Source organism: Mesorhizobium sp. M0478 (genome assembly GCF_040321305.1).
In the GTDB taxonomy this organism is placed as follows: domain Bacteria; phylum Pseudomonadota; class Alphaproteobacteria; order Rhizobiales; family Rhizobiaceae; genus Mesorhizobium.
This window is the reverse complement of the sequence record NZ_JAMYRH010000005.1, coordinates 75,137-94,246: the sequence shown is the minus strand read 5'-3', so window position 1 is coordinate 94,246 and position 19,110 is coordinate 75,137. Positions and strand designations below refer to the sequence as shown.

Sequence of the window (19,110 nt, the reverse complement as noted above, 5' to 3'; positions counted from 1 at the left end):
GATGAGCAAGCTCGGCCAACGGATACATGTCCACACCGGCGACATCACCAGGCTTGCGGTCGATGCCATCGTCAACGCCGCCAATTCCTCGCTGCTGGGCGGCGGCGGCGTCGACGGCGCCATTCACCGGGCGGCCGGCCCGGAGCTCGAATTCGAATGCCGGATGCTGAACGGCTGCAAGGTCGGCGAAGCAAAGCTTACCAAGGGCTATCACCTGCCGGCACGTTACATCATCCACACGGTCGGACCTGTCTGGCAAGGCGGCGGAAAAGGCGAAGCCGGGCTGCTCGCCTCCTGCTATATCAGGTCGCTCGAAATCGCCGCCGCCAGGGATTGCCGGACCGTGGCATTTCCGGCGATCTCCACCGGCATCTACCGTTATCCGAAAAATGAGGCGACGCAGATTGCCGTTGGCATCGCAGGTACCTTCGTCGGACAGAACTCAACGCCCGAAACAGTTATTTTCTGCTGCTTCGACGAGCCAACAGCTCAACTATACCGACAAGCCGTTGCTGCTATTGAAGGATGCTAGTCTGCATGGATAAGATGGTTCATCCACCTACGCAAAAGAAATTTTCGGTGAGCAGGCTGGCGGCACTGGAGAATAGACGCTATTGTTCATCCCGCATTGGGCAACGGGGATGGGGTAAAGATGAGGCCGAAATATTCGGGAAAAACGACTGCGTCGGTACTTGCAGTCTTGCTTATATTTGCGGTACCCGGCGTTGGCGCCGCGGCATCGCTGGCGGGAAGCAAAGGCGACATCCATTTCTATCCGTATTTGCCGAAAAGCCCGAAAGACCAGTGCACCATGGCTTACAACGCCTATGTGGCCGCCGGCGGCCATTCGGCCTATGCGACCACGCCCTATGCCCGGATCCGTTCGTTGTACATCATCTGCGGCTCGGGCTTGAATGCACCGTCACAGAAGGCTGCCGAAGAACGGGCGATGAAATCCTGCGAGTCCGCCCGCAGCCATTACAAGGTCATTACAGGGGCGGGCTGCGAAGTTGCGGCATCGAAGTAGGCCGACAAGCATCGGCTTGGGCATTTTTCAAATGGGCGGCACAAGATGAAATCGACACGCATCAAACGAATTACTGTATCGATGCTTGCCGGCCTGCTCGTATTTACGGCACCCGGTATCGGGGCGGCTGGATCGCTGGCGGGCAGCAAGGGAGACACCCGATTCTGGCCTCCGTTGTCACTGAATCCAAAGGAGCCCTGCACGAAGTCGTACAACGCCTATGTCGCGGCGAGTGGCCACTCGGCCTACGCGACCACATTCTACTCGCGCGTCGACGATCTTTACATCATCTGCGGTGCGCGGCTGAACGCGCCATCTCAGAAGGCCGCGGAAGAGTTGGCGTTGCGAAGCTGTCAGGTTGGCCTGAAAAAGTGGAAGGTTCAGATCGCGAGCGGCGGCTGCAAAATCGCGGCTTCGAAATAGGCTCATTCCTGCCAGACCGGCGCCGCCCGAGACAAACCCGGGAGGCTCCATGTTCGCCAAGATCCTGATCGCCAATCGCGGCGAGATCGCCTGCCGTGTGATCCGCACCGCACGCAGGCTCGGTGTGCGCACCGTCGCCGTCTATTCCGACGCCGATGCCAAGGCCCTGCATGTCGAAATGGCCGACGAGGCAGTGCATATCGGTTCCTCGCCGGTCGGCGAAAGCTATCTGCGCGGCGACAGGATTGTTGCGGCGGCGCTGGCGACCGGCGCCGAAGCAATCCACCCCGGCTACGGCTTCCTCTCGGAAAACCCCGATTTCGTCGACCAGATGGTGGCGGCGGGGCTCACATTCATCGGCCCGTCGGCCGCCTCGATCCGCGCCATGGGGCTGAAGGATGCGGCCAAGCGGCTGATGGAAAAGGCCGGCGTGCCGGTGGTGCCGGGCTATCATGGCGAGGCGCAGGAGATCGTGCTGCTGGCGTCCAAGGCGCGTGAGATCGGCTATCCCGTGCTGATCAAGGCGCGCGCAGGCGGCGGCGGCAAGGGCATGCGCCGCGTCGAACATCCCGAAGATTTTTCGGAAGCGCTGTCAGGCGCACGGCGCGAGGCCAAGGCCGCGTTCGGCGACGACCGCGTGCTGGTCGAAAAATATGTCGACAAGCCGCGCCACATCGAGGTCCAGGTGTTCGGCGACAATTTTGGCAATGCCGTGCATCTCTATGAGCGCGACTGCTCGGCGCAGCGCCGCCACCAGAAGGTGATCGAGGAAGCGCCGGCGCCCGGCATGACGCCGGCGCTGCGCAAGGCGATGACGGAAGCGGCGGTCAAGGCCGCCAAGGCGATCAGCTATTCGGGCGCCGGCACCATCGAATTCATCGTGGATGCCTCGCAAGGGCTGAAGGCCGACCGTTTCTGGTTCATGGAAATGAACACCCGCCTGCAGGTCGAGCATCCCGTCACCGAAATGGTCACCGGCACCGACCTCGTCGAATGGCAGTTGCGCGTAGCCGCCGGCGAAAAGCTGCCGAAGACGCAGAGCGAAATCACGCTTTCCGGCCACGCCTTCGAGGCGCGCATCTATGCCGAGGACGCGGCGAAAGGGTTTCTGCCGGCGACCGGCACACTGCACCACCTGAGATTTCCCGACAAAGCTCCCGAAGGCGCCACGATGCGCATTGAAACCGGCGTGCGGGCCGGCGACGCGATCTCGCCCTTCTACGATCCGATGATCGCCAAGCTGGTCGTCCACGCCAAGGACAGGCAGGCGGCGCTCGACGCGCTCGGCACTGCGTTGTCGCAGACCGAGATTGCCGGCTCGACCGTCAACACCGCGTTTCTCGCGGCACTTGCCGCGGACGCCGATTTTTCCGCCGGTGATGTCGATACCGGCCTGATCGGCAGGCATCAGGAAGCGCTGACCGCGGTGGCCCCGCCGAGCAGCGAGATCGTTGCCGCGGCGGCCCTTGCCGCGGCGGGCGCCAGTGCTTTGCCGCCGTCGAACGATCCGTGGTCGTCGCTTGCCGGCTATGCGCATTTCCACAGCATTGCGCGCCGCACGCGCCTGCGCCATGGCGAGGACGATATACTGGCGCGTGTTTCAGTGCGGCCGGACGGGCGCTTCGAGGTGGCGCTGGACGCGCCCTATGACAGCGTCAATTCGCATGATCTTCGCGCCGCCCCTCGCCTTGCCCGCTGGCCCGGTCACGCCACGGTGTTCGAAGGCGCGGTCGGCTACAGTTTCCTCGTCCCGGATCCGCTGGCGCGAACCGACGAGGCGGCCGCCGCTTCCGGCAGCCTGCGCGCGCCGATGCCGGGCATGGTCAAGCTGGTGCGCGCGGCAAAGGGCGAAAGGGTGATCAAGGGCCAGCCGCTGTTGATCCTGGAAGCGATGAAGATGGAGCACACGATCGCAGCCCGCCATGACGGCGTGATCGCCGAGATCGCCACCGAGGGCGCGCAGGTCACTGACGGAACGGTGCTGGTGCGCTTCGTTGACGAGGCTGCATAGCCGAGGCTTGAACGAAAAATGGCCGGGACAAGCCCGGCCATTTCCGTGAGTACGCGGACGATTACTGCGCGATCGGCGCGTATTTGCCGTCATGCCACTGGTTGATGTCGTAGCTGGCGTTCTTCAGATCGCCCTTCTCGTCGAAGGTCACGTCGCCGACCACGGTGCTGAACGGCGTGCCGTTCTTCAGCGCTTCGGCTACCTTGACCGGATCGTCCGTTCCGGCGCGCTTGACGCCCTCTGCAAACGCCTGAACGACGGCGTAGGAGAACAGCGTAAAGCCTTCCGGCACGAAGCCGCCCGCCTTGATCTTGGCGATGGCCTCCTTGGCTTCCGGCTTGGCCTGCGGGTCCGACGGGAAGACGAACAGGGTGCCTTCACCGGCGGGGCCGGCGACCTGCCAGAATTCCGGCGAGGCGATCGAGTCCGGCATGATCAGCTGGAACTTAACGCTCTGCTCGGCCGACTGACGCAGGATAAGCCCGGCTTCCGGGTGATAGCCGCCGAAATAGACGACGTCAGCCTTGAGGTCCTTCAGCTTGGTGACGAGAGCCGAATAATCCTTCTCGCCGGCATTGATGCCTTCATAGTCGATCTCCTTGAGGCCACCGGCATTCATCGTCGCCTTCACCGCATCGGCAACGCCCTGACCGTAGGCGCTCTTGTCATGCAGGATAACGACATTCTTGCCGGCATATTTCTTGGCGATCCACGGGCCGATGAAGGCGCCCTGCGCGTCGTCACGCGTATAGAGACGCATGATCGTCGGCCAGCCGGCCTTGGCGGCGGCATCGGTCAGCTCGGGATTTGAAGAGGCCGGGCTCATCATCAGCGCGCCGGCCTCGGCGTAGACGGCGGAAGCCGGGATGCTCGAACCTGAACAGGCATGGCCGTCAATAAACTTGACGCTGTTGGCAACGATCCGGTTGGCCACCGAAACCGCCTGCTTGGGATCGCACTGGTCGTCCTCGATGTCGAGCTTGATCATCGAGCCGTTGACACCGCCGGCGGCGTTGATCGCATCGGCGGCTGCCGTTGCGCCCTGCTTGAACTGATCGCCGATCGTGGCGAGCTGTCCGGTCATCGGGCCGACCACCGAAATGGTGATGTCATCGGCAAAGGCAACCGGCGCGCTCATCATCAGGCCAAATACGGCCGCGCTCAAAATACCCATTTTTTTCATGGTGATAGAACTCCTCCCACACTCGCGCAGCCGCTCTGGCCGCGCTTCTTTCCGAAGGCGGGACAATTTCATCCTTCATTGGGCCTGTCTAGGCGCATCGGCGCCGCTCGATTGGGCCTCATCAACGCAAAAAGCCACGCCAGCCTGTTCCGGCCGGTCGTGGCTTTTTGCTCGTAGCAGTCCCCATGCGCCCCCGCGCCACGAAAACCTGCCCGCCGTCCCCATTGTGCACGACTGGACCGTGCCGGCCTGCCGCGTTCTTGTTCTTTCATGGTCGGCCGTCTTGTCGCGGCCTTGTCGTTTCACCGGTTCCGACCGTCTTTGCGGTCTTGATCCCGGGGCTTCCCTGCTTTCGATAATCTGCCTGCGATAATCTGCTCGCGATCTCAGTGCATCGTCATCCATTCGCGGGCTTCGCGCAGCGCCTTGGCGATCTCGACCTTGGACATTGCGGCCGACAGTTCCGAGCGCAGTTCCGCGGCGCGGACCGAGCCCTTGATGGCGGCGATGTTGAACCATTTGTGGGCGGCAACGACATCGGTCTCGCAATCGCGGCCGGTCGCATACATCATGCCCAGTTCGAAAAGAATGTCGGCCTGGGCAGTTGCCCCCATGGCGCCGAAGCCGGCTTCAAGCATTTCAAAACGTGCCATTTTATTCCCCTGTCTGGCTCCCGAGAGCGGGCCTCTTCTGTCCCCCGGTGTTCCCCGGGGAGCCGCTCTTTCGATGCTTCCGAGAATGAGGCCGAGCCTTGAATCCGTCGTTAAATGGCGTGCTTAATTTGGAGAAAACAAAGCTAAAACAAGAGGTAAACGCGGAAATTCGTTAAGGATACAAAGTCAGCAATCCCGCCGTTTTTCGATCGATTTGACGAAAATTTGCAAGACGCCGATCAACACTCTGCTAACCACGCAAACCAAAGCCAACGCCTCGATCGTTTCATTTTCACGGGCTGCGCTCTCCCGACCCCGCATGAAAATTGCGAAACCTTCCGTCGCGGCACCCGCTTTTGTTTTGCCGGGAGCTGGATTAGCTTACGTTTGCGTAAGGGGCAGAGAGGCGGCTGCCCCACCTAACACCAGGGAGGACAGATATGTTTCGCAAAGTGAGCTTGGCCCTGGCGGCCACCGTGATGATGGCTGGTGCGGCCTGGGCCGATCCGATCGAAGGCAATTGGAAGACACAAGCCGGCGACACAGCAGTTATCGGCGGCAGCGGTTCATTCTCCATCACCCTGAAGACCGGCAAATATGCCGGGAAGACCATCGGTTCGCTCAAGGCGGCCGGGGGCAACAAATATGCCGGCAACATCACCGATCCGGCAAACGACAAGACCTATTCGGGCAAGGCAACACTGTCGGGCACCTCGCTCAAGATGAGCGGCTGCGTGCTCGGCGGGCTGATCTGCAAGAGCCAGACCTGGCACAAGCTCTGATCTTGCTGCTTTGAGTTGACCAACGGGGCCTTCACAGGCCCCGTTTTCTTTTGCAGGACGGTCCGCGCCATAGCGACGACCGTGCCGTTTGCGGCGGCGCAAACCCGAACCGATGCTCTCCCTAAAACATCGTCAATCACTTTGAACCGCAGATGAACGTCGGCATCAGCGCCGGTTCAGTCGCATCAGGGCATTTTGATGGCGTGTTCAAGGAGACACTCCGCAAATGCTCGCTCGCCGCTTCACCATCGTCTGCCTGTTGATGAGCCTGTTCGGGATGCTCTTCGCCATCCTCGTGGCCGAATCCGGCCGTCCGGCCCGTTCCTGGGATGCAGCCAGTTCCTGCCAATTCGATTGCATGAACCATTTTCGCCCCTGAGACGACAAAGACATAGATCCAAACAGAAAAGCAAAAGCCATGAACCGCATCGCCATCAACGCCCTCCAGACCCTTCGGCTCCTGCCGCGGGCGGCGCTCGTCCTGGTCGTGCTGTCGGCGCCGGTCCTGGCCATGCCAATGATGCGGGCCAATGCCGACACGACGATCGACGCGCCGGCGACGAAGAAGCATGGCGTCGGCTTTGTCTTGCTGGTCAGTCTGCAGCGCGGGTAAGGTGTGCCGGTATTAAGGTGATGCCGGCCTGCAAGTGGCGGCCTTGGTGCTCACATGCTTCGAGTACGCTCCGCTCCGGTTCTCGAAGCCAACCAGTTTGGTCGCTTCGCGCCCGTCCTCGACTCCGGCTCAGCCTTACCTGAATCTCAGCACACCTTGGGCGTGGGCGAATAAATCGACCACTTGGCGGCCACCCTCCCCTCCCAAGTGCGGCCTCAAGTCTCTATATTGAGCCATGGAAAAGCGAATCTACCCACAAGCTATCGAATCGGTCGTCATGCCGGAGCCTTTCGGCAAGCAGAGCTTCGACGACGCCAAAAAGGCCGTGGCCGCCTTGCAGGTGCTCTACGACCGCAACACCAAGTTTCTGCGCGACTCCTTTGCCACGCTTGCCGCCGGCGGCGACGAAAGCAAGCGCTACCGCGCCTTCTACCCGGAGATCGGCGTCACCACCAATTCGTTCACCCAGATCGACTCGCGCCAGGCCTACGGCCACATGCCGACCCCCGGGCATTTCTCGACCACCATCACCCAGCCGGTGCTGTTCGAACGCTATCTCGTAGAGCAGCTTCGCCTGATCATGCGCAATCACGGCGTGCCGGTAACGGTTTCGGAATCGACCACGCCGATCCCGCTGCATTTCGCGTTCCTTGAAGGAACCCATGTCGATGGCGCCGCCGCCGACCGCATCAAACGGCCGATCCGCGACCTGTTCGACGTGCCGGATCTCGACGGCACCGACGACCAGATCGCCAACGGTACCTTCGAGGTCGCGTTCGGCGAACCAAGGCCGCTGGCGCCGTTCACGGCGCAGCGCATCGACTATTCGCTGCACCGCATGACGCACTACACGGCGACCAGCCCGCAGCATTTCCAGAACTTCGTGCTGTTCACCAACTACCAGTTCTACATCGACGAGTTCGTCGCCCGAGCGCGGGCCCAGATGGCTGAAGGCGGCCACGGCTATACCGAATTCGTCGAACCGGGCAATGTCATCACCAAGGCAGGGCAAAACGCGCCCAGCGAAGGCGTGGCGGCGCCGCGCCTGCCTCAGATGCCAGCCTATCATCTGAAGAAGCCGAACCATGGCGGCATCACCATGGTCAACATCGGCGTCGGCCCGTCCAACGCCAAGACGATCACCGACCATGTCGCGGTGCTGCGGCCACATGCATGGCTGATGCTCGGCCATTGCGCCGGCCTGCGCAACACTCAGGCGCTGGGCGACTATGTGCTGGCGCATGCCTATGTCCGGGAAGACCATGTGCTGGACGATGACCTGCCGGTGTGGGTGCCGATACCGCCGCTGGCCGAGATCCAGGTGGCGCTGCAGGAGGCGGTCGCCGAAGTCACCGGACTTTCCGGCTACGATCTCAAGCGCATCATGCGCACCGGCACCGTCGCCACCATCGACAACCGCAACTGGGAACTGCGCGACCAGCGCGGACCGGTGCAGCGGCTGTCGCAGTCGCGCGCCATCGCGCTCGATATGGAATCGGCCACGATCGCCGCCAATGGCTTCCGCTTCCGCGTGCCCTACGGCACGCTGCTTTGCGTCTCCGACAAGCCGCTGCATGGCGAGTTGAAGCTGCCCGGCATGGCGACCGAATTCTACAAGCGGCAAGTGGCGCAGCATCTGACCATCGGCATCAAGGCGATGGAGAAGCTGGCGGAAATGCCGATGGAACGGTTGCATTCGCGCAAGCTGAGAAGCTTTTCGGAGACGGCCTTTCAGTAGACCGGCTTGCCATAAATGTTTGCCGCGAGGCGTTTCGTCATCTTGATTGGGCCGCATTTCAGCCGATAAAGGCCTGATACCTCGGCAATGTATTACCCGGTCTATGGGCAAAACCCGGTCTGATGGCACGCGTGCGAAAGATGATGGCTTCAATGGCGTTCCTGGCAATGCTCGGCCTCTCGGCCGCGCTTGTAGCCGGGTTCTTTGGCGCACTGCATCCGGCCTTCGATTCCTTCGCCCATTTCCGCATCCATTTTGCCGTGCTGATGGGGCTGATTGCGCTGCCGCTGCTCGCCACCTCGTTTCGCCTGCAGGCGGGCGTGGGCCTGCTGCTGGCCGTGGCCGCCTTCGCCAGCACGTTGAGCACCTTGCCGCGCCTGTGGCCGGTGCAGGCCGCCAATGACGCCGCGCCCGGCAACGAACCGGTCTACCGGCTGCTGCAGATGAACCTGCGTTTCAACAATCCGACACCCAAGAAGGTTCTTTCGCTGATCGCCAGGACCAACCCGGACGTGATCACGCTCGACGAAGTATCGGCCATGTGGGCGACCGAACTCGGCTATATCGAGAACGCCTATCCCTATCGCATCCTGTGCGCCCATCCCGACGGCGTGTGGGGCGTGGCGCTTTTGTCCCGGCGACCTTTTGCGGCCGGCACCGAGCCGCATTGCGAACCGCGCGGCGCGATGGCGGCCGCCACCGTCGATTTCGGCGGCACTCCGGTCGATGTGGCGGCGATCCATTTGAGCTGGCCGTGGCCGAAGGAACAATACTGGCAGATCGGCGAGTTGACCGAGACGCTCACCTCGCTCGGCGAGACGGCGATCATGGCCGGCGACTGCAATGCCGTGCCGTGGAGCGCCGCGGTACGGCGCGTTGCCTCGCTCGGCGGACTGACCGTGATGCCGTCGGCCGGACCGACCTGGATCCACCGGACCCTGCCCGATTTCCTGCGGCGCTATGTGGGCCTGCCGATCGACCAGGTGTTTTCGAAGGGCGGGGTGACCATCCTGTCGTCGACGCAGATGGAAGAGACCGGCTCCGACCATCTGCCGGTGATGGTGGAATTTTCATTGATGCGCGACGAGACCAAGCCGGTCGACGAGGATTCTACCGCGACTGTGTCGCTGATCCAGCCCAGCATGGGCGGCTAGATCGTACGCCACGGGGCTTACGGTTTCACAAGCCTACCAAGGCCTCGATGATGCGCTCGACATGGCCGCCTTCACTGTGCTCGCGCGCGTCGAACGCGATCTGTTTTGCCTCATAGAGCTTGGAAGTGGCTTGCAAGCGCCGCGTGGCTTCGACGCGCGTTTTGTTGCATTGCGGATCGTTGGCAAATTTCAGGCCGCGAACCGACCGCTCGGCAGCCTGCATCATCTGCCCGGCGATACGGCCATGGGTTCCTTCATGAGCGAGAACGCCTGTGAAAAACCGGTTCCAGCGTTTGCGCAGCGCCGGCGTGACGGCCGAGGCGACGCGCGGGTAGGTGTAGGCGATGTTGAGCGTTCCATTGGCCTGGCGCAGGCGGCAGACGCCGTTGACCTGACCCACGTCCAGGCTCCAGTCGGCGGTGTAGCTTGTCTGCGCGATGGCGTGGGTCATGAAACCGTGCTTGGGGCCCCTGCGGTTCATGGCGATAACCAGACCGGCACCTGTCGTGCCGGTGATGTCATAGGTTCGCGTCTTGACGACGGTTTTCACCCCCGCCGACGCCGTCCCGACGACGCCGCAGGCCGCGCTTACGACGGCGACGCAAAACAAGACCAGCACGCGCATGCCATTTTCCCCATGGACGCGGCAATGAGACCACAAGCAGACGACGGTTTCAACAATCTTTGGCGCCGAGCGCCTTACATGCCTTGGTAAACCCGGCCATCGCCGCCATTTTTGCTGGTTGAGACGGCCCCGGTCGGTGAGGCTCACATGCCCTGATAGACCGGGCCTTCGCCGCCTTGTGGCGGCACCCAGTTGATGTTCTGGTTGGGATCCTTGATGTCGCAGGTCTTGCAGTGCACGCAGTTCTGCGCGTTGATGACGAAACGCACATCCTTGTCAGACGGATCGGCGGCGGCGTTGCCGTCCTTGTCGACCCATTCGTAAACACCGGCCGGGCAATAGCGGGTCGAAGGCCCGGCAAAGACATCATGCTCGGAACGCTTCTGCAACTCCATGTCGCCGACGATGAGATGCACCGGCTCGTTTTCCTCGTGATTGGTGTTGGACAGGAACACCGAGGACAGGCGGTCGAAGGTCAGCACGCCGTCCGCTTTGGGATAGGCGATCTTCTTGTGCTTGGCCGCGGGCTCAAGCGTGGCATAATCGGCCTTGCCATGTTTCAGCGTGCCGAAGGGCGAGAAGCCGAACAGCGTGTTCAGCCACATGTCGAGACCACCGAGGCCGACGCCGATAATGGTGCCGAAGCGCGACCAGAGCGGCTTGACGTTGCGGACCTTCTTCAAATCCTTGCCGATATCGGTCGCGCGCCAGGCGTCCTCATAAGACGACAGTTCGTCATTGGCGCGGCCGGAGCCGATCGCTTGCGCGACATGCTCGGCCGCCAGCATGCCGGACAGCACCGCATTGTGCGAACCCTTGATGCGCGGCACGTTGACGAAGCCCGCCGCACACCCCATCAGCACGCCGCCGGGGAAGGAGAGTTTCGGCACCGACTGCCAGCCGCCTTCGGTAATGGCGCGCGCGCCGTAGCCGATGCGCTTGGCGCCCTCGAAGGTGCGCGATATCGCCGGATGCGTCTTGAAGCGTTGGAATTCCTCGAAGGGCGACAGCCAGGGGTTCTTGTAGTTGAGATGCAGGACGAAGCCGACCGCGACCTGGTTATCCTCGAGGTGGTAGAGGAAGGAGCCGCCGCCTGTCTTCAGGTCGAGCGGCCAGCCGAAGGAGTGCTGCACCAGGCCCGGCCGGTGGTTCTCGGGCTTGACCTGCCACAGCTCCTTGAGGCCGATGCCGTATTTGCCGGGCTCACGGCCGTCGGACAGTTTGTATTTTGCGATCAGCTGCTTGGACAGCGAACCGCGCGCGCCCTCGCCGATCAGCACGTATTTGCCCATCAGCGCCATGCCCGGCGCAAAGCCCGGGCCATGTGTGCCGTCTTTTTCGACGCCCATGTCGCCGGTGATGACGCCCGTGACGGCGCCGGCATCGTTGTAGACGAGGCTGACGGCAGCAAAGCCCGGATAGATTTCGACGCCTAGCGCTTCAGCCTTGGTTGCCAGCCAGCGGCAGACATTGCCGAGCGAGACGATGTAGTTGCCGTGATTGCTCATCAGCGGCGGCATCAGGATATTGGGCAGACGGAACGAGCCGGCGGGGCCGAGCACCAGGAAATCGTCGGCCGTAACCGGCGTCTTGAAGGGGTGGCCATCTTCCTCGCGCCAGCCCGGCAACAGGCGGTCGATGCCTATGGGATCGACGACGGCGCCTGACAGAATGTGGGCACCAACCTCGCCGCCCTTTTCCAACACCACGACGGAAAGCTCGGGATTGACCTGCTTGAGACGGATCGCTGCGGCAAGGCCCGCCGGGCCGGCCCCGACGATGACCACGTCGAATTCCATGCTCTCGCGTTCGATCTCGCTCATCAACCCCTCCGCACTGGCCGACCGTTTCCGGGCATTTTGCTGGCTCCTGCGCTGCATAGCGCATCAATCCGCGACAGGAAACCGGCGCTGACGTGACAATGCCGATTTCGACAAAAAGTCGCGGATGACAACTCTGCCGCAAGCGTTTTGCGCGCGGCCGCGCTCAGCGTCCCATATTTTAATTGTTCGACGGCTCTCTTATCGGCCATACTTATTTCCATGCGCACGCCGTCCGGCTATTCATTGACGCGCTTCCCCCTTCCGCCCGGCCGGACCTGCCGAGCGATCCTTCTCGCCCTTTCAATGCTTACGCCGGTTCGCGCTCAGGCCGAGCCGGTGAAGGTGTGGGCGACCGGCGCCTATTCCTTTTCCGACGAGCTTGGCGGTTTCCACATCACCGGCGCCTCGGGCACCGGCACCAAGGAAGATCCGTTGGTCATCTCCGAGGAGCTGAATTCGTCGACGCCGGTGACGCTCACCATCCGCACCACCAAACCGATCCAGCCGTTCAGCACCAACGGCGAATTCGCCAACGGCATCCTGTACATGCGTATCGAGGTGCTCAACAACAGCGGCCAGGCCTGGGTTGAATTCCAGTTCGAGCTGCAGGAGATACTCAACCAGCCGAGCGTGTTCGGCGACGGCCTGTCCTTCGACCAGCGCAACAAGACGCCCGACAACATCCTGTCGAGCGCGTACGCCGATTTCGACCGCGATTTCGAACCCTATGACCGGCTCTTGTTCAAGAGTGGACAGATCGACCCGCTGAAGAGGGGACGCTTCGAGTTTCTGATCACCGACTACACGCCGCGCTGGACGTTCTATCTGGTGCAGGATCCGCGGATACCGACGGGGTAAGCGGCAGACGCCGTGAAAATCGCCACGAAATGCCCTTCGTGATTGGCGAAAGCCGACGAGCGCGTAATCTCCCTCCTTGAGGGGGAGATTACTAACCGCCCAACCTTGCAAATCGTCTCTCGGCGGACGAATGTGCCCGGTATGACTGCCGCCTCCCCCAACAACCGATCCGACCTGGCCGAGTTGCTCGCCTTCTACGCCTCTGCCGGTGTCGACGAAGCGTTGGAGGACGCGCCGGTGAACCGGTTTGCCGGGGCAGCACCGAAGCGCCCCGAGCGCACAACGGCGCCTGCCGCGCCGCCTCGCGAAAACAAGTTTCCGGAACAAGCCGCCGCCAGCCCCGGGCTGGACGCAAGCCGGGTGCCGGACGCGCCGGCGCGTTCCGTTCCGGCCATGGCGACGGTGCCCGACGAGGCACAGGCGGCCCTGGCCCGGCAAATGGCGGCAAGTGCCTCGACGCTCGACGAACTGCGCCAGCACATGGCGTCGTTCGATGGCTGCAACCTCAAATTCACCGCCAAGAACCTGGTCTTTGCCGACGGCAATCCGGAAGGTTCGGTGATGTTGGTCGGCGAGGCGCCCGGCCGCGACGAGGATATTGAGGGCCTGCCCTTCGTCGGCCGCTCGGGCCGGCTGCTCGACCGCATGCTGGCGGCGATCGGGCTTGACCGGACTTCGGTCTATATCGCCAACGTCATTCCCTGGCGGCCACCCGGCAACCGCACGCCGACGCCGCACGAGACCGAAATCTGCCGTCCCTTCATCGAGCGGCAGATAGAGCTGGTCAATCCGAAGGTGCTGGTCAATCTCGGCGGCCCTTCGGCCAAAACCCTGCTCAACACTACCGAGGGCATCCTGCGCCTGCGCGGCAATTGGCAGGTGCACACGACGGTGTCGGGCACTGCCATTCCGGCCATGCCGACGTTGCACCCGGCCTATCTCTTGCGGACGCCGGCGCACAAGAAACTGGCGTGGCGGGATTTTCTCGAGGTGAAAGCGAAGTTGCGAGAGGTGGGCTAGCTAGCTGATCTCCCCCTTGAGGGCCCTTGGAGGGGGAGATGTCGCCGAAGGCGACTGTGGGGTCGTTGCGCGTGGAGCGCCAACGTCCATTTCCGTAAGAAGGTCGCATCCCGTCGAACCCCTTCTGGCCTGCCGGCCATCTCCCCCTCAAAGGGGGAGAAGATTTCGCCTCGGCCTCCGCTATAACCTCCGACGTAATTGAAATCCCTCTCCCGCCGCCTTAATCCTGCCCGATGACAACAGCCCAAACCTCCGCCGGCAGCCTGATCCGCGAATGGCGCACGCGCCGGCGCATGAGCCAGCTTGATCTCGCAATGGAGGCTGAGATTTCCCAGCGTCATCTCTCCTTCGTCGAAAGCGGCCGCGCCGCGCCCTCGCGCGAGATGGTGCTGCATCTGGCCGAGCAGCTTGAGATTCCGCTGCGGCAGCGTAATCAGCTGTTGCTGGCTGCCGGCTTTGCCCCGAGCTTCAGCGAGCGGCCACTCACAGATGCGACGCTGGCGCCGGCGCTTGCCGCGGTCGAGAGCGTGCTCAAAGGGCATGAGCCGTTCCCCGCCCTGGCCGTCGACCGGCACTGGAACCTGATTTCCGCCAATGCCGCCATCGGCCCGTTTCTGGCCGATGTTGCCGAGCCGTCGCTGCTCCAGCCGCCGGTCAATGTGCTGCGCCTCAGCCTGCACCCGAACGGCATCGCACCGCGCATCGTCAATCTCGCGGAATGGCGGGCGCATCTGCTGGAGCGGCTGAAACACCAGAACGATGCCGCCGGCGATCCCGTCCTGGTCGAGCTGGAGCGCGAATTGCGAACCTATCCGTCCGGGCTCAAGGGTGCGCGGCCGGTGCCGGTCGAGCCCAACGGCATCGTCCATCCGCTGCGGCTGGCGCATGGCGACCAGGTGCTGTCCTTCATCAGCACCATCACTGTCTTCGGCACGCCGCTTGACGTGACGCTGTCGGAACTGGCGATCGAGTCTTTCTTCCCGGCCGACGAGCAGACGCGAGCGGTGCTGGTGCGGCTGGCGAAGGAACGTGCGGAAGCTAACTGAGCCAACCCCGCGGACCTCCTCACCCCTGTGGTGGCGCTGCCTTGCGCGTTCGGGTGCGTTCCAGGCCGAGTTGGCGCTCGCGCCAGATGATGAACATGCCGGCGGCAACGACGATCACACCGCCGACGAGCGTGTTGATGGTGGCGATATCGCCAAAGGCGAAATAGCCGACGACGACACCGAGGATCATCGAGGTGTATTCGAACGGCGCCACCACCGAGGCCTCGGCGTGGCGATAGGCTGCCGTCATCAGGATCTGCGCCAGCCCGCCGCAGAAGCCTGCGGCGACCAGAAGGCCGGTCTGCAATAGCGTCAGCGCCTGCCAGCCGAAAGGCAGCGAAAACAGCGCCATGACGCTCGCCGTCGCCGAAAACCACAACACAATGGTCGCTGTCCGTTCGGTCTGAACCAGATTGCGCACGAGCAGGATGGCATTGGCGGAGATTGCCGCTGAGAAGAGAGCAGCGATGACGCCCAGCACCTCCTGGTCGCCGAGCGCGGCGCCCGACGTGAGCAGCGTCAGCTCCGGCCACGAGATGATCAGCACGCCGACCAGACCGACCGCAACCGCGCTCCAGCGATAGACGCGGATAGCTTCGCCGAGGAACAGCGAAGAGAACACCACCACCAGCAAAGGCTGGGCATAGTTCAGCGTGATCGCTTCCGGCAGCGGCAGCCGGGTCAGCGCGAAGAAGCCGAGCCCCATGGCGCAAACGCCGACGACACCGCGCGCAATGTGGTTCAGCGGGCGTTTGGTGGCGAACGCCGTACCGAGTTTTCTCTTGAAGGCCAGGAAGACGATGATCGGGAAGATGGCGAAGAAGGAGCGGAAGAAGACGATCTGGCCGGCCGGCAAAGTGCCGGCGGCCTTGATGCAGGTTTGCATGCCGACAAAGACTGCCACCGACATGACCTTGAGCATGATCCCGGTGAGAACATTAGAGCGCCGCGCGTCGTCTTCGACGCGTAAAGGACGCTCTGACACTTTAAATCTGCGCATCGTGCTTTCCAAAAATCGACATTGATTTTTGGGCCGATGCGCGCCGGGATGATCGGACAGTTTCCCGCCCGCTTCGTCTCCAGGCCCGGCTTTCACTGTTTTGTTGCTTCCCGGATCTCCGCTGAGATGCGCGTCGAACGACGCGGTACACAGGCGCCCATGCCGAACTTCGATGTGACGACGGTCATCAAGGCCTCACGATAATGGCGGAAGGGGAACGCCCCGAAATAGGCATTGGCGCAGTTTTGTCGAGTGACCGTTTCGTGTAAAGAGCGCGCAACTTTAGATTTAATGGGCCAGGACACGTCAGCGGCTCCGATAGCGACAGGGAAACCCAAGGGAATGCGAACCGATACCGGCCAGGTCTTCAAGCTCGAAGACTACCGCCCCAACGACTTTTCCATCCCGCAAACCGGCCTCACCTTCCGCCTTTCGCCAGACGCAACGCGTGTCACCGCAGTGCTGACGATCGAACGCCGCGATGGCGCCGCCGCCTCGACGTCGCTGGTGCTGGACGGCGACGGGCTGGTGCTCAAGCGCATTGCCATCGACGGTCGCGAGCTTGCCCCGGCCGAGTATCTCGCCACGCCGGACCAGCTGACCATTTTGAGGCCGCCGGCCCGTTTCCAGCTGCTGCTCGAGACCGAGATCGCGCCGGCCAGCAATGAGGCGCTGATGGGCCTCTACCGCTCCAGCAATGTCTATTGCACGCAATGCGAGGCCGAGGGCTTTCGCCGCATCACCTATTTCCTCGACCGCCCCGACATCCTGTCGGTCTATACCGTGCGTATCGAGGCGAGGCTGGACGAAGCGCCGCTGTTGCTTTCCAACGGCAATCCGGTCGAAAGCGGCGCGCTTGCCGACGGCTGGCACTTTGCAGTCTGGGACGACCCCTTCCCCAAGCCGTCCTATCTGTTTGCGCTCGTGGCCGGCAATCTCGGCAAGGTTGCGGACAGTTTCGTCACCATGTCCGGGCGCGAGGTCGAACTCGGCATCTATGTCGAGCCAGGCAAGGAGGGGCTTGCCGGCTACGCCATGGATGCGCTGAAGCGCTCGATGCAATGGGACGAGCAGGCCTTCGGCCGCGAATACGACCTCGACGTCTTCAACATCGTCGCCGTTTCCGACTTCAACATGGGGGCCATGGAGAACAAGGGCCTCAATATCTTCAACGACAAATATGTGCTGGCCGACCGGGAAACCGCCACCGATGCCGATTTCGCCAATATCGAGGCGATCATCGCGCATGAGTATTTCCACAACTGGACCGGCAACAGGATCACCTGCCGCGATTGGTTCCAGCTCTGCCTGAAAGAAGGGCTGACGGTTTTTCGCGACCACGAATTCTCCGCCGACCAGCGCTCGCGCGCGGTCAAGCGCATCGCCGAAGTGCGCACGCTGAGGGCACACCAGTTCCCCGAGGACCAGGGACCGCTGGCGCATCCGGTGCGGCCGCGCCGCTACCGCGAGATCAACAATTTCTACACGGCGACCGTCTACGAAAAAGGCTCGGAAGTCGTGCGCATGATCCGCACTATCCTCGGGGCCGAGGCTTTCCGCGCCGGCATGGATCTCTATTTCGAGCGCCATGACGGCGAGGCCGCGACGATCGAGGACTTCCTGAAGGTGTTCGAGGACGTCTCCGGGCGAGACCTGTCGCAGTTCGCGCTCTGGTATCACCAGGCGGGCACGCCGAACCTGACCGTCAGTTCGACGCACAATCCGGCGACGCGCGAGTTTACGCTCGAGATCGAGCAGTCGGTGCCGCCGACACCGTCGGAGAGCCGCAAGCGCCTGATGCACATTCCGCTCGCCTTTGGCTTGGTCGGCGCCGGCGGCGAACCGGTCGCCTATGGCGGCGTCGAAGGCGCCACCGTCGAAGACGGTGTCATCCATATCCGCAAGCGCCGACATATGGTGCGCTTCTCAGGCGTCGCCGAGCGGCCGGCGGTGTCGCTCAATCGCGGCTTTTCGGCGCCGATCACACTTTCGGTCGAGCAGAAGGCCGACGACCAGTTCTTCCTCGCCGGCCATGACAGCGATGCCTTCGCGCGCTGGCAGGCGTTCAACACGCTGCTCACCGATGCGCTGATAGCGGCCTTCCGCCAGATCCTCGGCGGCGCGAAGCCGGCTTTCACCGCCAGGCTGACCGGACTTGCCGGCAAGATCGCCGGCGACGAGACCCTGGAACCTGCCTACCGGGCGCTGGCGCTGTCACTTCCGGGCGAGGCCGACATTGCCCGCGACATCGGCACGAACATCGATCCCGACGCCATCTTCGCCGCTCGCGAGGCGTTGGCGCTGGCAATCGCGCGCGCCAATCAGCAAACGTTCACCGACCTATACGGCCGCCTCGCCGGCGACGGGCCGTTCAGCCCCGACGCGGCAAGTGCGGGACGCCGCGCGCTGCGCAACATCCTGCTCGACTACCTCTCGCTGCTGCCGAAAGGTGCTGCGCTCGCCGCCCGGCATTTCGAAACCGCGACCAACATGACCGACCGCGCCGCAGCGCTGACCGTCCTTGCGCACCGCCATGACGGTTCGCCGGAGGCGATCAAGGCGCTGGCCGATTTCGAGGCGCGTTATGGCGCCGATCCGCTGGTCATGGACAAATGGTTCCAGATCCAGGCCAGCGTGCCGGGACGCCGGACAGTCGACACGGTACGCGAGCTGACTGGCCACGCAGCTTTCTCGATGGCCAATCCGAACCGGGTGCGCTCGCTGGTCGGCACATTCGCCAGCGCCAACCAGACCGGCTTCCACCGCGCCGATGGCGAAGGCTACCGGTTTTTTACCCAGACCGTACTCGAGGTTGAAAAACGCAATCCGCAAGTGGCGGCCAGGCTGGCGACAGCGCTGCGCTCGTGGCGCTCGCTGGAGCCGGGCAGGCAAGCCAAGGCCAGGGAAGCGCTGCTGGCCATCGCCGGTGCCGAGAACCTGTCGGCGGATTTGCGGGACATTGTGGAGCGAACGCTGGCCTGATCCCTCCCCCTTGAGGGGACGGTGGACAGCCGCCGAAGGCGGATGGACGGGTGGGGTCGTTGCGGCAGTGCGCGACCTCGACCAACTTCGACCGTGATTGAGAGAGTCGAGCGCTTCGCCGAGGACCCCACCCGGCCCTTCGGGCCACCCTCCCCTCAAGGGGAGGGATTTC

At 63.0% G+C, this 19,110-nt stretch carries 19 protein-coding genes; 13 read left to right on the top strand and 6 right to left on the bottom strand.

Features of this window, described 5'->3' with window-relative positions:
* The first annotated feature begins 1 nt into the window (after window position 1).
* The 4 genes from NKI64_RS14020 (at window position 2) to NKI64_RS14005 (ending at window position 3,461) form a co-directional block, all read left to right on the top strand.
* Entirely contained in the window at window positions 2-532 is a 531-nt protein-coding gene (locus tag NKI64_RS14020; protein ID WP_023687264.1) for an O-acetyl-ADP-ribose deacetylase, read from the top strand.
* Between the two features lie 120 nt (window positions 533-652).
* Window positions 653-1,027 carry a hypothetical protein gene (locus NKI64_RS14015; protein ID WP_023670207.1) on the top strand — a complete coding sequence of 125 codons (375 nt, stop codon included), beginning with the start codon at window positions 653-655 and terminating at the stop codon, window positions 1,025-1,027.
* A 45-nt stretch (window positions 1,028-1,072) separates the two neighbouring features.
* Entirely contained in the window at window positions 1,073-1,450 is a 378-nt protein-coding gene (locus tag NKI64_RS14010; RefSeq protein ID WP_023670206.1) for a hypothetical protein, read from the top strand.
* 49 nt (window positions 1,451-1,499) lie between these two features.
* Complete coding sequence (locus tag NKI64_RS14005; protein ID WP_352668419.1) at window positions 1,500-3,461, top strand: acetyl/propionyl/methylcrotonyl-CoA carboxylase subunit alpha; 1,962 nt, start codon at window positions 1,500-1,502, stop codon at window positions 3,459-3,461.
* 61 nt (window positions 3,462-3,522) lie between these two features.
* On the opposite strand, the gene NKI64_RS14000 is transcribed toward NKI64_RS14005, so the two are convergent.
* The gene (locus tag NKI64_RS14000; RefSeq protein ID WP_023670204.1) at window positions 3,523-4,644 is read right to left on the bottom strand and encodes an ABC transporter substrate-binding protein; all 1,122 of its coding nucleotides are present in this window, start codon (window positions 4,642-4,644) and stop codon (window positions 3,523-3,525) included.
* A gap of 386 nt (window positions 4,645-5,030) precedes the next feature.
* Window positions 5,031-5,297 (bottom strand): SEL1-like repeat protein, encoded by a 267-nt coding sequence (locus NKI64_RS13995; RefSeq protein WP_006199745.1) that lies wholly within the window; start codon window positions 5,295-5,297, stop codon window positions 5,031-5,033.
* A gap of 440 nt (window positions 5,298-5,737) precedes the next feature.
* Between NKI64_RS13995 and NKI64_RS13990 the strand changes: the two genes are divergently transcribed.
* The 5 genes from NKI64_RS13990 (at window position 5,738) to NKI64_RS13970 (ending at window position 9,584) form a co-directional block, all read left to right on the top strand.
* Window positions 5,738-6,079: a DUF2147 domain-containing protein gene (locus tag NKI64_RS13990; RefSeq protein ID WP_023670202.1), complete on the top strand. Its 342-nt coding sequence runs from the start codon at window positions 5,738-5,740 to the stop codon at window positions 6,077-6,079.
* A 226-nt stretch (window positions 6,080-6,305) separates the two neighbouring features.
* Window positions 6,306-6,458, top strand: coding sequence for a hypothetical protein (locus NKI64_RS13985; protein WP_023670201.1), 153 nt, complete (start codon window positions 6,306-6,308; stop codon window positions 6,456-6,458).
* A 39-nt stretch (window positions 6,459-6,497) separates the two neighbouring features.
* Window positions 6,498-6,692, top strand: coding sequence for a hypothetical protein (locus NKI64_RS13980; RefSeq protein ID WP_023670200.1), 195 nt, complete (start codon window positions 6,498-6,500; stop codon window positions 6,690-6,692).
* A gap of 277 nt (window positions 6,693-6,969) precedes the next feature.
* Entirely contained in the window at window positions 6,970-8,430 is a 1,461-nt protein-coding gene (locus tag NKI64_RS13975; RefSeq protein ID WP_023731828.1) for an AMP nucleosidase, read from the top strand.
* 140 nt (window positions 8,431-8,570) lie between these two features.
* Window positions 8,571-9,584 carry an endonuclease/exonuclease/phosphatase family protein gene (locus tag NKI64_RS13970; RefSeq protein WP_156933752.1) on the top strand — a complete coding sequence of 338 codons (1,014 nt, stop codon included), beginning with the start codon at window positions 8,571-8,573 and terminating at the stop codon, window positions 9,582-9,584.
* Between the two features lie 25 nt (window positions 9,585-9,609).
* Here the strand turns inward: NKI64_RS13970 and NKI64_RS13965 are convergent, their stop codons facing one another.
* Together NKI64_RS13965 and NKI64_RS13960 are read right to left on the bottom strand one after the other, a co-directional pair.
* Window positions 9,610-10,209, bottom strand: a complete 600-nt coding sequence (locus NKI64_RS13965) for a DUF922 domain-containing protein (RefSeq protein ID WP_023826787.1) — start codon at window positions 10,207-10,209, stop codon at window positions 9,610-9,612.
* Window positions 10,210-10,352: 143 nt separating this feature from the next.
* Window positions 10,353-12,032: an electron transfer flavoprotein-ubiquinone oxidoreductase gene (locus NKI64_RS13960; RefSeq protein WP_023732013.1), complete on the bottom strand. Its 1,680-nt coding sequence runs from the start codon at window positions 12,030-12,032 to the stop codon at window positions 10,353-10,355.
* Window positions 12,033-12,335: 303 nt separating this feature from the next.
* On the opposite strand from NKI64_RS13960, the gene NKI64_RS13955 reads away from it, so the two are divergent.
* The 3 genes from NKI64_RS13955 (at window position 12,336) to NKI64_RS13945 (ending at window position 14,956) form a co-directional block, all read left to right on the top strand.
* Window positions 12,336-12,890, top strand: coding sequence for a hypothetical protein (locus NKI64_RS13955; RefSeq protein WP_023698594.1), 555 nt, complete (start codon window positions 12,336-12,338; stop codon window positions 12,888-12,890).
* 141 nt (window positions 12,891-13,031) lie between these two features.
* Complete coding sequence (locus NKI64_RS13950) at window positions 13,032-13,910, top strand: uracil-DNA glycosylase (protein ID WP_023670194.1); 879 nt, start codon at window positions 13,032-13,034, stop codon at window positions 13,908-13,910.
* A 233-nt stretch (window positions 13,911-14,143) separates the two neighbouring features.
* Window positions 14,144-14,956 carry a helix-turn-helix domain-containing protein gene (locus NKI64_RS13945; RefSeq protein ID WP_023670193.1) on the top strand — a complete coding sequence of 271 codons (813 nt, stop codon included), beginning with the start codon at window positions 14,144-14,146 and terminating at the stop codon, window positions 14,954-14,956.
* Between the two features lie 19 nt (window positions 14,957-14,975).
* On the opposite strand, the gene NKI64_RS13940 is transcribed toward NKI64_RS13945, so the two are convergent.
* Both NKI64_RS13940 and NKI64_RS13935 read right to left on the bottom strand, forming a co-directional pair.
* Entirely contained in the window at window positions 14,976-15,878 is a 903-nt protein-coding gene (locus NKI64_RS13940; RefSeq protein ID WP_023670192.1) for a DMT family transporter, read from the bottom strand.
* Window positions 15,879-16,048: 170 nt separating this feature from the next.
* Window positions 16,049-16,261 (bottom strand): hypothetical protein, encoded by a 213-nt coding sequence (locus NKI64_RS13935; protein WP_155922471.1) that lies wholly within the window; start codon window positions 16,259-16,261, stop codon window positions 16,049-16,051.
* Window positions 16,262-16,298: 37 nt separating this feature from the next.
* Here NKI64_RS13935 and pepN point away from each other — a divergent pair, with 37 nt between their 5' ends.
* On the top strand, window positions 16,299-18,938 hold the full coding sequence (gene pepN / locus NKI64_RS13930; RefSeq protein ID WP_352668415.1) for an aminopeptidase N: 2,640 nt from the start codon (window positions 16,299-16,301) through the stop codon (window positions 18,936-18,938).
* Window positions 18,939-19,110 lie beyond the last annotated feature (172 nt).

Excerpts from the sequence above, each read along its gene's own strand:
- NKI64_RS13955 (WP_023698594.1), top strand. The coding sequence starts at position 12,336 with ATGCTTACGCCGGTTCGCGCTCAGGCCGAGCCGGTGAAGGTGTGGGCG.
- NKI64_RS13945 (WP_023670193.1), top strand. The coding sequence starts at position 14,144 with ATGACAACAGCCCAAACCTCCGCCGGCAGCCTGATCCGCGAATGGCGC.
- NKI64_RS14020 (WP_023687264.1), top strand. The coding sequence starts at position 2 with ATGAGCAAGCTCGGCCAACGGATACATGTCCACACCGGCGACATCACC.
- pepN (WP_352668415.1), top strand. The coding sequence starts at position 16,299 with ATGCGAACCGATACCGGCCAGGTCTTCAAGCTCGAAGACTACCGCCCC.
- NKI64_RS13985 (WP_023670201.1), top strand. The coding sequence starts at position 6,306 with ATGCTCGCTCGCCGCTTCACCATCGTCTGCCTGTTGATGAGCCTGTTC.
- NKI64_RS14005 (WP_352668419.1), top strand. The coding sequence starts at position 1,500 with ATGTTCGCCAAGATCCTGATCGCCAATCGCGGCGAGATCGCCTGCCGT.
- NKI64_RS14015 (WP_023670207.1), top strand. The coding sequence starts at position 653 with ATGAGGCCGAAATATTCGGGAAAAACGACTGCGTCGGTACTTGCAGTC.
- NKI64_RS14000 (WP_023670204.1), bottom strand. The coding sequence starts at position 4,644 with ATGAAAAAAATGGGTATTTTGAGCGCGGCCGTATTTGGCCTGATGATG.
- NKI64_RS13940 (WP_023670192.1), bottom strand. The coding sequence starts at position 15,878 with ATGCTCAAGGTCATGTCGGTGGCAGTCTTTGTCGGCATGCAAACCTGC.
- NKI64_RS14010 (WP_023670206.1), top strand. The coding sequence starts at position 1,073 with ATGAAATCGACACGCATCAAACGAATTACTGTATCGATGCTTGCCGGC.
- NKI64_RS13975 (WP_023731828.1), top strand. The coding sequence starts at position 6,970 with ATGCCGGAGCCTTTCGGCAAGCAGAGCTTCGACGACGCCAAAAAGGCC.
- NKI64_RS13965 (WP_023826787.1), bottom strand. The coding sequence starts at position 10,209 with ATGCGCGTGCTGGTCTTGTTTTGCGTCGCCGTCGTAAGCGCGGCCTGC.
- NKI64_RS13990 (WP_023670202.1), top strand. The coding sequence starts at position 5,738 with ATGTTTCGCAAAGTGAGCTTGGCCCTGGCGGCCACCGTGATGATGGCT.
- NKI64_RS13970 (WP_156933752.1), top strand. The coding sequence starts at position 8,571 with ATGATGGCTTCAATGGCGTTCCTGGCAATGCTCGGCCTCTCGGCCGCG.
- NKI64_RS13980 (WP_023670200.1), top strand. The coding sequence starts at position 6,498 with ATGAACCGCATCGCCATCAACGCCCTCCAGACCCTTCGGCTCCTGCCG.
- NKI64_RS13995 (WP_006199745.1), bottom strand. The coding sequence starts at position 5,297 with ATGGCACGTTTTGAAATGCTTGAAGCCGGCTTCGGCGCCATGGGGGCA.
- NKI64_RS13950 (WP_023670194.1), top strand. The coding sequence starts at position 13,032 with ATGACTGCCGCCTCCCCCAACAACCGATCCGACCTGGCCGAGTTGCTC.
- NKI64_RS13960 (WP_023732013.1), bottom strand. The coding sequence starts at position 12,032 with ATGAGCGAGATCGAACGCGAGAGCATGGAATTCGACGTGGTCATCGTC.